The following is a 13,249-nucleotide window of genomic DNA, read 5'->3' on the forward strand; positions in this document are numbered from 1 at the left end:
GTCGTCAGTTCCCTTCCAGGCCGGCGGCCGCACGGTTGACGTGCTGCTTCGAGTCCTGGTCGGCCTGTTCGTACAGCTCCGCGACCCGCATCAGCGCGTGGCTCGTGTCGGCGGTGGTCTGGTGCAGCTGCGCGACGAGCTGCTGGATCTTCGCCAGGTGGTCGTCGTAGGCCGCCGCGACCGCGGGCATGCCCAGCGTGCGGCCGAAGGCGTTGTCCGCGGGGAACAGGCCACCGAAGACGCCGCCGGACACGGGAACGTCGGTGCCGCGCAGGCCGGTCGACGCGGATTCCGCGGCGTCGGCCGCGGACTGGAGGGCTCCGGCCGAGTCCCGCAGGTCCTGCAGGTCGGTCTCGAATCCGATCATCACTCACCTCTTCTTCGGCTGCGGGTTCCGGGTATGTAAACACCGTTCGATCACCCGCCAGGCGGGTTTCCCGGTGGTGTGCCCCAGATCACCGGCCGTCGAGCTCACCGGCCGGAGTGGTCAGTGTTCCGCGCCCGCGCTGACCGCCAGATCCTCCGTCACCCGCAATGCCGTGTCCGCCAAGGCTTCCAGCGCGTCCGCGACCCGGTCGACACCCAGCGACGGCGCCGGCTTGCCCGACGCCGCCACCTGCTCCGGGCTGAACGGCACGTGCACGAAACCGCCGCGCGCGCCCGGGAACTCCGTGGCCAGCAGGTGCATCAAACCGTAGAAGACCTGGTTGCAGACGTATGTCCCGGCGGTGTGGGACACCGACGCCGGGACGCCCGCCGCGCGGATCGCCGCCACGCACGCCTTCACCGGCAGCGTTGTGAAGTAGGCCGCCGGGCCGTCCGGGACCACCGGGGCGTCCAGCGGCTGCGCGCCCGCGTTGTCCGGGATGCGGGCGTCGATCAGGTTGATCGCGACCCGCTCCGGCGTCACCTCGCTCCGGCCGCCCGCCTGGCCCGCGCAGACCACCAGCGAGGGCCGGTGTTCCGAAAGAGCCCGCCGCAGCGCCGGCAGCGATGCCGCGAACTCGCACGGCAGTTCCACCGCCGCGACGTCGTCCCGGCGCGCGGCCACCAGCGAAACCGCCTGCCACGACGGGTTGACCGGCTCGCCGCCGAACGGCGCGAAACCCGTCATCAGCACCCTGGCCATGCACCCTCCCGAGGCGAAAGCGTCGAGGCCACCCTACGTCCGCAGGGTGGCCTCGACGCCGACGGCGATCAGGCGGCGGGCTTGAGCCCACCCGGGAAGAGGTACTGGTCGGCGGGCTTGCCGGTGCCGTACACCCACGCGTCGAAGAAGCCCTTGAGGCTCCGGTGCGCGACGAGCTCGGTGTAGCACTGGAACTCCTGCATGCTCGCGTTCCCGCCGCGGTGCAGCGAGGGCCACGTCTTCAGCACGAAGTCGAACGCCGGCTGCCCGATGTAGTTGCGCAGTGCGTGCAGCATCAGCGGGCCCTTCGAGTACACGTACGTGAACTCGTGGCCGGCGCCCATGTCGTAGAGCTTGCCGTCCCAGAACCTCGCCGACGCCTTCTTGACGTCGTCGGCGTACTGCTTGTTCAGGTCGACGCCTTCCTTCGCCTCGTCCCACAGCCACTCGGCGTAGGAGGCGAAGCACTCGTTGAGGCAGACGTCCCGCCAGTGCGCGACCGCCACCGAGTCGCCGTACCACTGGTGGGCGTTCTCGTGGACGATCACCGGCACCGTGCCGGCCCAGCCCGCGGAGTAGATCGGGCGGCTCATCGTCTCCAGCGAGAAGCCGATCTGCTCGTTGAGGAAGATGCCGCCCGCCGCGTCGATCGGGTACTTGCCGAACTTCGACTCGAGGAAGTCGAGGATCTCCGGCAGGCGGGCTTCGGCCTGCTTCGCCGAGTCCGGCACGCCCGGGGCGAACGCGCTGACGACCGGGGTGCCGTCCTTGCGCTGCTGCCGGTCGAAGGTCCACTTGTCGATCGCGACCGTCGTCATGTACGGCACGATCGGCGTCTCTTCGGCCCACACGTGCGTGGTGCCGCCGGGCACCTTGACCGAGCCGCGTTCGCGGCCGTTGGCGATCACGCCCCACTCGTCGGGCACGGTGATCGCCAGGTGGAAGGTGGCCTTGTCGAGCGGGGTGTCGTTGACCGGGTACCAGGTGGTGGCCGACTTCGGCTCGCCGGCGACGAACGCGCCGCCCGCCTTGGCGTACTGCCAGCCGTTGTCGCCGAGGGACGGGTCGCTGATCGGGGCGGGCACGCCGTGGTAGGCGATCGCCACCTTGAAGTTCTGGCCCCGCCACAATGGCCGCGCCGGCGTGATGACCAGCTCGTGGTCGCCGGTCCGGGCGAACTTCGCGTCCCGGCCGTCGACCTTCACCGAGTCGACGGTCAGGCCGTGCAGGTCCAGGTCGAAGGAGCTGAGTGACTGCGTCGCCCGCGCGGTGATGTCCTGGTGGCCGGTGAGCTGGTGCGACGCCGGGTCGTAGCCGACCTTGAGGTTGTAGTCGGCGACGTCGTAGCCGCCGTTGCCGTCCTGCGGGTAGTAGCTGTCGCCCGCGCCGTCGCTGCCCGGCTTGGCCGGGCCCCAGCCGTCGCCCGCCGCGGCGGCGACGCCGGTGCCGAGGCAGAGACTGGCGACCACGGCGGCCGCCACGACGGCCGGTTTCTGTCCTCTCATGAAGGCTCCTGTCCTGTCGGTGGACCTCGCCCGCAACGTATCGCCACGAACGGGTGACAACGGGGATCGCGTCGCATTTGTCCGGATAATCAGCACTTACGTCGGCCCGCCCCGGCGCCGCGCGTCCGTCTGGAAAGCTGGACACATGCGCGTTGCGCTGCTGGGCCCGCTGCGGGCGGCGGAAGACGACGGCACGCCGATCGACATCGGCGGCGCCCGCCTCCGCATGCTCCTGGCCAGGCTCGCCCTGGACGCCGGGCGCGCGGTGCCCGCCGACGCGCTGGTCGACGGGCTCTGGGGCGCCGAACCGCCGTCCGACGCGGCCAACGCCCTCCAGTCGCTGGTGTCCCGGCTGCGCAAAGCCCTGCCGGTGGCCGTCGAATCCGGGCCGGGTGGCTACCGGCTCGCGGTGGCTCCCGGCGACGTCGACGCCGAGCGGTTCGAACGTCTCGCCGCCGACGGCCGCCGCGAACTGGCCGCGGGCCGCGACGCCCACGCCGCTGACCTGCTCACCGAAGCCCTCTCGCTGTGGCAGGGCGCCGCGCTCGCCGACGTCCTCGACGCGCCTTTCGCGCCGGCGCCGGCCCGCCGGCTCACGGCGTTGCGGGCCGAAGCGGCGGAGGACCGGTTCGAAGCCCTGATCCGGCTCGGCGACCACGCCGCCGTCCTGGCCGACCTGGCCGTGGCGGCCGACGCCGACCCGCTGCGCGAACGGCTCGCCGGCCTGCGGATCCGCGCGTTGTGCGCCGCCGGACGGCAGTCGGAAGCCCTGGGTGTCTACGCCGGAATCCGCCGCACGCTGGCCGACCAGCTCGGCGTCGACCCCTCGGCCGAGCTGCAGGAGATCCACGTCGCCGCGCTGCGCGGCGAGTTCGCGCCGCCGTCGCCGGTGGCCGACCGGCTGCCGACCCGGCTGACCACGTTCGTCGGCCGCGACGACGAGCTCAAGCTGCTGGCCGAGCTGCTCGGTTCCGCCCGGCTGGTCACCCTGGCCGGGCCCGGCGGGGCGGGCAAGACGCGACTGGCCACCGAAGCGGCGTCACGGCACCCGGCGCACCAGCAGGGCCGGGTGTGGTTCGCCGCGCTGGCCGGTGTCCGCGACCCCGACGACGTCACCGGCGCGCTGCTCGGCGCGCTCGAAATCCGGGAGATCCGCGCCGAGACCGAGATCAACCGCCGGCAGCCGGAACCGGTGGAACAGGCCGTCGAGGTGCTCGGCGGCGCGGAAGCGCTGCTGGTGCTGGACAACTGCGAGCACGTCGTCGACGCCGCCGCCCGGCTGGCCGACGAACTGCTGCAGCGGGCGCCGAAGCTGCGGATCCTGGCGACCAGCCGCGAGCCCCTTGCCATCACCGGGGAGGCGTTGTGCCCGCTCGGCCCGCTGCCGGTGCCCGCGGAACGCGCCGCGCCCGAGGAGGCCGCCGAGCTCGACTCGACCCGGCTGTTCCTCGACCGGGCGGCCGCCGTCCGCCCCGACTTCGTGCTGGACGAGTCCACTGTGGACAGCGTCGGCGAGATCTGCCGCCGGCTCGACGGGATGCCGCTGGCCCTCGAGCTGGCCGCGGCGCGGCTGCGGTCGATGACCGTGGCCCAGATCGCCGGACGGCTCGGCGACCGCTTCCGGCTGCTCACCTCGGGCAGCCGCACGGCCCTGCCACGGCAGCGGACGCTGCGCGCGGTGGTCGAGTGGAGCTGGGACCTGCTGGCCGAGGCCGAGCTGGTGCTGGCCCGGCGGCTCGCGGTGTTCACCGGCGGCGCCGAGGCGGCGGCGATCGAAGCCGTCTGCGCCGACGAACTGCTGCCCGCCGCCGACGTGCCCTACGTGCTCGGCAGCCTGGTCGAGAAGTCCATTGTGGACACCGTGGACGGCGCGGCGGGCGAGCCGCGGTACCGGATGCTCGAGACGCTGCGCGCGTACGCCACCGAGCGGCTGGTGGAGTCGGGCGAGCACGACCGGACGCGCCGGGTGATGGCGGCCTACTACGCCGAGTTCGCCGAGCGGCTGGAGCCGACGCTGCGCACCGCCGACCAGCTGGCGGCGATCGACAGGTTCGAAGCCGAGAGCGTGAACATGATCGCGGCCCTGCGCGGCGCCATCGAGATGTCCGATGTGGACAATGCGGTCGCGTTGCTGGACGGGATGTTCTGGTACCTCACGATTCTCGGCCAGGGCGGCCGGGTGGGCAGCCTGATCCGCGACACGCTGGCCTTCGGCGACCGGCTGCCCCCCGACGTCAACGCCGCCTACCGGGCCCTCGTCTACCTCATGGACTCGATCCCGGTCCGGTCGGACCGGGCCGAAATCCTGCAGCTGGTCGACGACTGCGTGCGCACCGGCGCGGTGGACCGCTACCCCGGGCTCGCGGTGGCCCTGCCGATGCTGGCGTTCCTCGGCGGTGACCGCGACGTCGCGGTCCGCGAGGTGCGCCGAGCCGAGCAGCACCCGGACCCGTGGACCCGGGCCGGCGCGTACTGGGTGGACAGCTTCCTGCTCGACGACGCCGGTGACGTCGAGGGCGCGGACCGGGCGCGCGACCTGGCCCACGCCGGGTTCGAAGCGGTCGGCGACCGCTGGGGCATCGCGATGACGCTGAGCTTCAAGGCGTACGCGCTGTCCCAGGACGGCGACAGCGCGAAGGCCATCGAGACCTACCAGCGCGGGCTGGCGCTTTCGATGGAGCTGCGGTCGCACGAGGACGCCGTGCAGCACTGGTGGCGGCTGGCCGTCGAGCGCGCGCGAACCGGCGACTTCGAGGCGGCCTGGCGCGACCAGGAGGCGGCGGAGCGCTACGGCAAGGACATCTCGAACCCGCAGCAGCGCGCCATCCTGATGTTCGGCCGGCTCGAGCTGCTGCTCCGGACGGGCGAGCTGGCCGAGGCGCGCACACTGCTCGACCGCGTGGCCACGATGGGCGGCGACGAGTGGTTCCCCGGCGGCATCGGCGACGAGTGGATCCACGCGTTCGAGGCGCGTCTCCTGCTGGCCCACGACCGCGCCGACGAGGCGGAACCGCACGCGGCGATCGCGATCCGGGCCACGAACCAGCGCGGTGACATGCCGGACCTGGCGGGCTCGGTGGAAGTGCTGGCGATGATCCGGGCGCGGCAGGGCCGGCCCGAAACGGCGGCGCGGGTGCTGGCCGCGTCCGCCGTCATCCGGGGCCGGCTCGACCTCGGCAGTCCCGAGGTCCGGGCCCTCATCGCCGAGCTGCGCGCGGAGCTGCCGGACTACGAGTCCCGCTACGAAGCCGGCCGCGCGGTGTCCAAAAAGGACACGATCGCCTGGCTCCTGGCCGACCTGGGCTGACATGGTCGTGGGGGGGGAACAAGGGGGGGAGACAGGTTTTGGCAGACGACCAACCCCACGGCGGAAACCCCCCCGGCGGGGGGCGGGCCCGACCCCCCGCCGGCGGGCCCGGCGCCCCCCCGGGCGTCCCGCCGGGGGGGGCGGGGCGGGCGGGGGGGGCGCGGGGGCGGGGCCCCCCCCCCCCCCCCCGCGGCCCGTCCACGGACCACTCCCGGCGCGCCCCGTCCGCGCCCGAGCACCGGAGCGACACTGTGACCACACCGGACACCCCGGTGCCGCCGTTCGAGGCCGAGCTCGACGCGCCCCTGCGCGCGATCCTCGACGGCCGCCCGTCCCTCACCCCCGAACTGATCCCGGAACGGCGGGCCGCCAGCAAGGCGGCGAGCCTGTCCGACGCCGAGATCCACCGCGGCGGCGCCTTCACGACGGCCGAACGGCTGGTGCCCGGGCCGCACGGCGACGTCCCCCTGCTGCTCTGCCTGCCCACCACCGGGCCCGGGCCGCACCCGGTCATCTACCACACCCACGGCGGCGGCATGGTCGCCGGCCACCCCCGCAGCAGCGAGCTGGTGGGGGAGCTCGACCGGGCCCAGGCGACGCACTGCGCGGTCGTCGCGGTCGACTACCGGCTCGCGCCGGAACACCCCGACCCGATCCCCGTCGAAGACTGCTACACGGGATTGGCCTGGCTGGCCGCGAACGCCGCGGAACTCGGGCTCGACCCCGCGCGGATCATCGTCAGCGGCAACAGCGCGGGCGGCGCGCTGGCGGCCGGGCTGGCGCTGCTGGCCCGTGACCGGGGCGGCCCGGCCCTGCTGGGGCAGTTCCTGCAGTTCCCCATGCTGGACGACCGCTGCGCCTCGCCCTCGGCGATCCGGATGGAGACCGTCGGGATGTGGGACGGCCGGTCCAACCGGACCGGCTGGACGGCGCTGCTGGGCGAGCGCCGGGGCACCGGCGAAGTGTCGCCCTACGCCGCGCCCGCGCGGGCCGCGGACCTCTCGGGCCTGCCGCCGGCCTACCTCGAGGTCGGCTCGGTCGAGGCGCTGCGCGACGAGGGCATCGAGTTCGCCACCCGCCTGTGGCGGGCGGGCGGCAGCGCCGAGCTGCACGTCTGGTCCGGCGCCTTCCACAGCTTCGACGAATGGGTGCCCGGCGCCCGGATCTCCCGCACCGCCCACGACACCCGCGTCGGCTGGCTGCGCCGGCTGCTGGCCGGCCACTGACTTCCGCCGAGGAGACGACCATGGCACTCACCCGCATCGCCGAGCCCGACGGGGTGTTCCCCAGCGACGGCTACCACCACGTCGTCATGGGCACCGGCCGGGTGATCGCCCTGGCCGGGCAGCTGCCGTTCGCGCCGGACGGCACGTTCGTCGGCGCCGGCGACCCCGCCGCCCAGGCCCGCCAGGTGTTCGAGAACATGCGGGGCTGCCTCGCGGCCGCAGGCGCGGGGTTCGCCGACGTCATCCGGCTCAACTACTACCTCACCGACGTCGCGCATGTGCCTGCCGTGCTCGCGGTGCGCGACGAGTTCTTCGACCCGGCCCGCCTCCCGGCGAGCACGGTCGTGCAGGTCGTGGCCCTGTACCGGCCCGACCTGCTGATGGAGATCGACGCGCTGGCGCTCCTGTCGCCGTGACGTTCAGACCTGCGCCTGGCGCATGCTGGCCAGGATCTCGGCCACGCTCCGCCAGATGTCCGCCGCGAGGTCGACGTTGTGCTGCTCCTGGGCCTGCTGGGCGAGTTCCTTCAGCTTCAGCACCCCGCTTTCGGCCTGCCCGTCCAGGATGGCCAGCTTGCTCTGCAGGGCCTCCAGCCGGATCCGGTCGCGGAAGGACAGCCACATGCCCATGCCCTCCGCTTCGGCGCACAGCTCCCGCGCGGTCGCCAGGTCGCCCTCGTCGTAGGCCAGGTGGGCCCGCAGCGAGAGGGCCTGCTGCCGGTGCAGCTCGGTGCCGATGAGGTCGAGCACCGGGCCGATCTCGTCCAGCCGCTGCCGCGCCTGCGCGGTCTGCGGGGGAGTGACCTGCAGGTACAGCGACGCCGCGGCCAGCCGCAGGCGCATCCACAGGTGCAGGTCCTCGCGGCTGTCCAGGCTCTCCAGCGCCCGCTCGAGCGCGTCACGGGCCTCGGTGTGGGCGCCGCGGCGGATGCAGACCGTCGCCGAGGCCCACAGGGCCTTCGTGTACGCGCTGCCGCCGCCGGTCTCGGTCAGCTTGCACAGGTCGTCGGCGTGCGCGCTGGCCTCGGCGAGCCGGCCGCCCTCGGCCTCCGCGGACACCAGCTCGTGCAGCGCGGCGACCCGGTCGGACACCGACAGCGTGGTGGTCAGCTCGACGGCCTTGGCGGCGTAGTCGCGCGCCTGGTCGATGTCACCGAGGATGCGCACGCACCGGGCGAGCCGGGTGGCCACGCGGGCCTGCAGTTCCGGCGCGGCCAGCCGCTCGCTGAGGTCCGTCAGCTCGAGCAGCAGCGCGTGCTCGTCCTCGTGCCGCCCCTGGGTGTCGCGCATCCTGGCCAGCAGCCACAGCGCCTGCCAGCGCAGCGCGGGCGCCTGCTCGCCGTCGGACTGCAGCGCCTCGACCAGCAGTTCGGTGAGGTCGGCTTCGGAGGCGGAGGTCACCGACGCCAGCACCTGGGCCAGTGAGGACGCCTGCTCGCTCTCGAACGCCGAGAGGGGCAGGCCCAGCCGTTCGCTCAGGTGGGCGATCACCCGGGCCGTCGGCGGCCGGGCACCGGACTCCAGGCGCGACAGGTAGCCGGTCGAGATGGTGCCGCCGGCGAGGTCGGCCTGGGAGAGGCCGCTGGCCAGGCGGAGGGCCCTCAGTCGCTGCCCGAAATCGGGCTGTTTCAGCATTTGAACCTCGAGGCTGTTCGCTAGGGCCGGGCGCGGGGGGCGTCGGCGAGGGGACGTTCCCTGTATTGTGCCTACCCGGGCAACCGTTGGCAAACCCCGGCGACGCACGGCACGTCGGGCCGGGCGCCGGGATTGCGTCCATCGGAGCGGCGTCCAGCCTACGTGCTCTCCGCCCGCTCCGCCGTGTGAACGCATTGCCGCAGGTACCGGCCCCGGGCGGGGCGGGACGCGATGGTCAGGAGTTCCCCGGTTCCGGCCGCAGTCCGGTATTGCCAAACTTTGCCAGCCGTCGTAGTGTGGGTTCGTGGCTTTCGTGGCTATTTGCCAGGGGTGAATCTCACAAGATCACGTCGGGGGATGTTCTTCAATCATGGTCTGCTCTCGGATAGACATTCGTTCCGCTTTCGCGTGCCCTTCGCCGTCGTTCGACGGCTCGTCGTCGGCCCGGCTCCACTCGCCTTCGGGCGGTGGTTCCGATTCGGACTCCGACATCGACTGGCCCTCCTGACCGGCCGGTTTTCCGGATAACGGGGAAAATCCCGCTCCACCATTCCATGCGCCGCCGTCATGGCCGCCGGGCGTTGCGGCCCGGCACCGGCCGCCGAGGCCGGTGCCGGGCGGCTCGCCGGCGCAAGAGCCGCGGTGTGCCGCCGTTCCGGTGAACGCCGGCGCGCTGCCCTTGTCCAGAGGAAGGCCCGATGTCCTCCGCGTTCGCTGACCAGCCTGCCCATCTCGACTTCGATTTCAGCAGGCTTTCCCCGCAAATCCGGCGGCGGCTCCGCGAGCTGTGCAAGACCGACAATTACCACGCCGTGCTGGGGCTGCTGTTCGACTACGCCGTCATCGCCGCCGCGGTCTTCCTGTGCGTCGGGGTGTCCTGGTGGTGTTATCCCGTCTCGCTGGTGCTCATCGGTTCGACGCAGCGCGCGCTGGTCAACATCCTGCACGAGGCGTCGCACAAGGTGCTCGCGCGCAACCCGGCGCTGAACCTGCTGCTCGGCACGGTGTTCTCCGCGCACCTGGTCTTCCACCTGTACAACCCGTACCGCAGCTCGCACATCGGCCTGCACCACCGCAACCTCGGCGACGAAGAACTCGACCCGGACTACAGCTTCCACCGCGAGGTCGGCATCTACGATCCCCGCACGTCGAACCGCACGTTCTTCCTGCGCAACATCCTGTTCGCGGTGCTCGGCCTGCGGACGCTCGAATACGTGCGTTACGTCGTCGAGGACCGGGTGCTGTTCAAACAGGAACAGGTGACGGTGTCGATGCCGGTCAGCCTGCGTGCGGAACGCTGGATGCTCGCCGGTTTGTGGGCCGTGATCCTCACGTTCCTCGCCATCGGCGGGTTCCTGCCGGAATTCCTGCTGCTGTGGATCGTCCCGCTGTTCACGACGGCGATCGCGATCGGCTGGCTGTCGGAACTGGCCGAGCACTACCCGTTGCCGGAGAGCGAAGACCGGCAGATCCTGATGACCCGCAACCGCCACGGCTGGGCGGTGGAGCGCTTCCTGCTCGGCCGGCACAACGACAACTTCCACCTGGTGCACCACCTCAACACCGGGGTGCCGTTCTGGAACATGAAGAAGGCGCACGAGGTGCTGCTGGGCGACCGCGCCTACGCCCGCTGGGACGCGTTGTGGGCCGGAATCGTCACCCGCACCCGGAAGGAACGGGGAAAGGAAACGCTGATCAGTTACGCGGCCAAGTACCGCGACTGGCGGCGCGCCGGCGGGGATCCGCGCACCGCGGACCGCAGTTTCGCCGAAATGGCCGCGCTGGCGGCGTTGGAGGAGGCCCGGTCCGGCGGGGCCGGGGACCCGGCGTCCGGGCGTTCGTGACCGGGCGGCGCATCCACTTCAACACCGCGGGCGCGGGTCTCCCGGCGCCCGGGGTGCCGCAGGTGATGGCGGCCTACCTGGCGCTGGAAGCCGAGGTGGGCCCGTACGAGGCCGAGGCGCTCCACGAACCCGAGCTGACGGGCACGGTGTACGCGCGGCTCGCGGAACTGGTGGGCGCGCGGCCGGCGGAGATCGCGCTGTTCGGCAGCGCGACGGACGCGTGGTGTCGGGTGGTGAACCGGCTGCACGTACCGTCCGGCAGCCGGATCTGGCTGACGCCCTACGAGTACGCCGGCAACCTGATCGCCCTGCAGCAGCTGGCCCGCCGCCGCGGGTGCACGCTGGAGGTCGTCCCGCTCGCCGCGGACGGCGAGCTCGACCTGGAGTGGATGCGCACCCACCTCGACGACCGGGTCGCGCTCGTGTCGGTCGTGCACATGCCTTCGGGGGCGGGGGTGGTGCTGCCGGTCGAGCGGATCGGCGCGGTACTGGCGGGTTCGGCGGCGGTCTACGTCGTGGACGCGTGCCAGACGGTCGGGCAGCGCCGGGTCGACGTCGGGGCGATCGGCTGCCACGCCTTGACGGCGGCCGGCCGCAAGTTCCTGCGCGGGCCGCGCGGCAGCGGATTCGCCTACGTGCACCCGGATCTCTGGGACCGGCTGGAGCCCGGGTTCGCCGACCTGCACGTCGCCGACGTGGATTCCCTGCACAGCTTCCGGCTGACGGACCCGACGGCGGCCCGCCTGGAGACGGCCGAGCGCAGCAACGCGGTCACCCTGGGCCTGCTCACGGCGGCCGAGCACGCGCTGGCCCACCCGGACGGGCCGGCGCCCGAGGTGATCGACGCCCTGCACGACGTGGTGACCGGGACACCCGGCGCCCGGGTGCTGGGCCCGCCGCACAGCCGGACGCCGATCGTGTCGTTCCGGCACGAACGCGTGCCGGCCGACCGGATCCGCGCGGTGCTCGCCGAGGACGGCGTGACCGGGTGGGTCGCCCTGGGCTCGCACACCCCGCTGTACCTGGCGGCCGCCGGGGTGGACCGGTTCGTGCGGATGTCGGCCCACCACCACAACACCGTCGGCGAGGTCGAGGCGTTCGGCCGGGCGTTGCACCGGGCGGTGGGCTGAACGCTGCGCGGGCGCTCGGGCTGGAAAGCCTGCCCCGAAGGGCATTGACGGTCCGCCGGGCACCTTGGTAGCCGAGCCCACCGCGCCATAGCCCACTCGTGCCCCGCCGTTGGCCCGGCCGGAGCAATCGGCCGCGGCAAGTTTCACGGTTCTTTCCCGGCGTGCAGGCGGAAAAGAATCATGAATGTTCCGGGTGCCCATTCACCTTGACGGCACTTCGGGAGCGCGGAACACTGTGTGACGGCCCCGAGCTGCCGCCACTTTCGCGGGGTTGCCGGGTCGCCGATCATGGGGGATCGGAAACAGCTCGCATTCAGCGCCGCTTTTACCGTGCACCCGTTTTCGCGATACCGGCTTTGTGTGCATTCATCCGGAGGAGGATATATGGGAATCCGCGCTTTGCGGCTGAAAACACTGCTGGCTTCGGCCGGCCTGGTGGCCGGCGCCGTGCTGGTCGCCGCGCCGGTCGCGTCCGCCGCGCCGGCGGACGGGGTCGTGCAGTCCCCGCAGGCCGACCGGCTCACCCAGGAGCAGGCGGGGAAGTTCTGGACGCCGGAGCGGCTGCGCAGCGCCAGACCCGTCGCCCAGGACGTCCCCAAGGTGGCCGCCCAGCCCCGCTCGGCTTCGCCGGTGCTGACCCCGGGCGGTGACCAGTTCGGCAACGCGCAGCTGGCGCGGCCGTACACCTCGGACTTCAAGACCCGGGTGACCGGCAAGATCTTCTTCGTCAACCCCCGGGACAACCTCACCTACGTCTGTTCCGGCTCGGTGATCAACTCCACCGGCAAGAGCGTGGTCGCCACCGCGGCCCACTGCGTGTTCCAGGGCGCGGCCAACCAGCAGCTCTGGAGCCAGAACCTCATCTTCATCCCCTCCTACGACAACAACAGCCGCCCGCTCGGCACGTGGAACGCGGCGACGTTCTGGATCCCGACGACGTACTTCAACCACGGCAACGACGGCTTCACCCACGAGGACGACGTGGCCACCGTGGCGATCTCCGCCCAGGGGACGTCCAAGATCACCAACGTCGTCGGCGGCCTCGGCTGGCTGTCGAACAACTCCGGCACCATCAACGGCTGGGACACCCACGGCTACCCGCAGGAGATGTACGGCGGCCAGAACCAGCTGCACTGCATCGGCAACGGCCGGGACGCCGGTGGCTTCAACGGCGACACCTACCTGTTCACCAACAACTGCGTCGCCTTCGGCGGCTGGAGCGGCGGCCCGGTGATCAACGGCAGCAACCAGCTGCTCGCGGTGACCTCCGGCAGCGACCGGTCCACCAACTCGTTCTACGCGCGCGCCGCGTCGAACACGTGGGTGCCGGTGCTCAACGCGGCCCAGGCCGCCGGTTTCTGACCACTTTCCACCCCGATTGCGCCCGCCGGAGCCGTCTCCGGCGGGCGCGCCTTTTTCCCGCTTCTTCGAGATCAATTTCCCATTGCGACACCCGGGTGATTCGCGAATCCGG

Annotated in this window: 10 protein-coding genes; 6 read left to right on the plus strand and 4 right to left on the minus strand. The window is 72.3% G+C overall.

Features of this window, described 5'->3' with window-relative positions; all coding sequences use genetic code 11:
• Positions 1 to 4: 4 nt before the first annotated feature.
• The 3 genes from AB0J55_RS16395 to AB0J55_RS16405 form a co-directional block, all read right to left on the minus strand.
• On the minus strand, positions 5 to 367 hold the full coding sequence (locus AB0J55_RS16395) for a hypothetical protein (RefSeq protein WP_364248533.1): 363 nt from the start codon (positions 365 to 367) through the stop codon (positions 5 to 7).
• A gap of 120 nt (positions 368 to 487) precedes the next feature.
• On the minus strand, positions 488 to 1,129 hold the full coding sequence (gene pcp / locus AB0J55_RS16400) for a pyroglutamyl-peptidase I (protein ID WP_364248535.1): 642 nt from the start codon (positions 1,127 to 1,129) through the stop codon (positions 488 to 490).
• Positions 1,130 to 1,197: 68 nt separating this feature from the next.
• A complete protein-coding gene (locus AB0J55_RS16405; RefSeq protein ID WP_364248537.1) occupies positions 1,198 to 2,634 on the minus strand; it encodes a M1 family metallopeptidase in 1,437 nt (478 codons plus the stop codon).
• Positions 2,635 to 2,779: 145 nt separating this feature from the next.
• Here AB0J55_RS16405 and AB0J55_RS16410 point away from each other — a divergent pair, with 145 nt between their 5' ends.
• From AB0J55_RS16410 to AB0J55_RS16420, 3 genes are all read left to right on the plus strand, one after another.
• A complete protein-coding gene (locus AB0J55_RS16410) occupies positions 2,780 to 5,941 on the plus strand; it encodes a BTAD domain-containing putative transcriptional regulator (protein WP_364248539.1) in 3,162 nt (1,053 codons plus the stop codon).
• 251 nt (positions 5,942 to 6,192) lie between these two features.
• The gene (locus tag AB0J55_RS16415; RefSeq protein ID WP_364248541.1) at positions 6,193 to 7,167 is read left to right on the plus strand and encodes an alpha/beta hydrolase; all 975 of its coding nucleotides are present in this window, start codon (positions 6,193 to 6,195) and stop codon (positions 7,165 to 7,167) included.
• Between the two features lie 20 nt (positions 7,168 to 7,187).
• Positions 7,188 to 7,583: a RidA family protein gene (locus AB0J55_RS16420; protein WP_364248543.1), complete on the plus strand. Its 396-nt coding sequence runs from the start codon at positions 7,188 to 7,190 to the stop codon at positions 7,581 to 7,583.
• Positions 7,584 to 7,586: 3 nt separating this feature from the next.
• Here AB0J55_RS16420 and AB0J55_RS16425 read toward each other — a convergent pair whose 3' ends face one another.
• On the minus strand, positions 7,587 to 8,801 hold the full coding sequence (locus AB0J55_RS16425) for a helix-turn-helix transcriptional regulator (RefSeq protein ID WP_364248545.1): 1,215 nt from the start codon (positions 8,799 to 8,801) through the stop codon (positions 7,587 to 7,589).
• Positions 8,802 to 9,499: 698 nt separating this feature from the next.
• Between AB0J55_RS16425 and AB0J55_RS16430 the strand changes: the two genes are divergently transcribed.
• The 3 genes from AB0J55_RS16430 (at position 9,500) to AB0J55_RS16440 (ending at position 13,137) form a co-directional block, all read left to right on the plus strand.
• Positions 9,500 to 10,645: a fatty acid desaturase family protein gene (locus AB0J55_RS16430; protein ID WP_364248547.1), complete on the plus strand. Its 1,146-nt coding sequence runs from the start codon at positions 9,500 to 9,502 to the stop codon at positions 10,643 to 10,645.
• Positions 10,642 to 11,775: an aminotransferase class V-fold PLP-dependent enzyme gene (locus tag AB0J55_RS16435; RefSeq protein ID WP_364248549.1), complete on the plus strand. Its 1,134-nt coding sequence runs from the start codon at positions 10,642 to 10,644 to the stop codon at positions 11,773 to 11,775. The genes AB0J55_RS16430 and AB0J55_RS16435 overlap by 4 nt, the downstream gene beginning before the upstream one ends.
• A 384-nt stretch (positions 11,776 to 12,159) precedes the next feature.
• Entirely contained in the window at positions 12,160 to 13,137 is a 978-nt protein-coding gene (locus tag AB0J55_RS16440) for a trypsin-like serine protease (RefSeq protein ID WP_364248551.1), read from the plus strand.
• Positions 13,138 to 13,249: the final 112 nt, after the last annotated feature.

It is taken from the genome of Amycolatopsis sp. NPDC049688 (assembly GCF_040674975.1).
Classification (GTDB): Bacteria; Actinomycetota; Actinomycetes; order Mycobacteriales; family Pseudonocardiaceae; genus Amycolatopsis.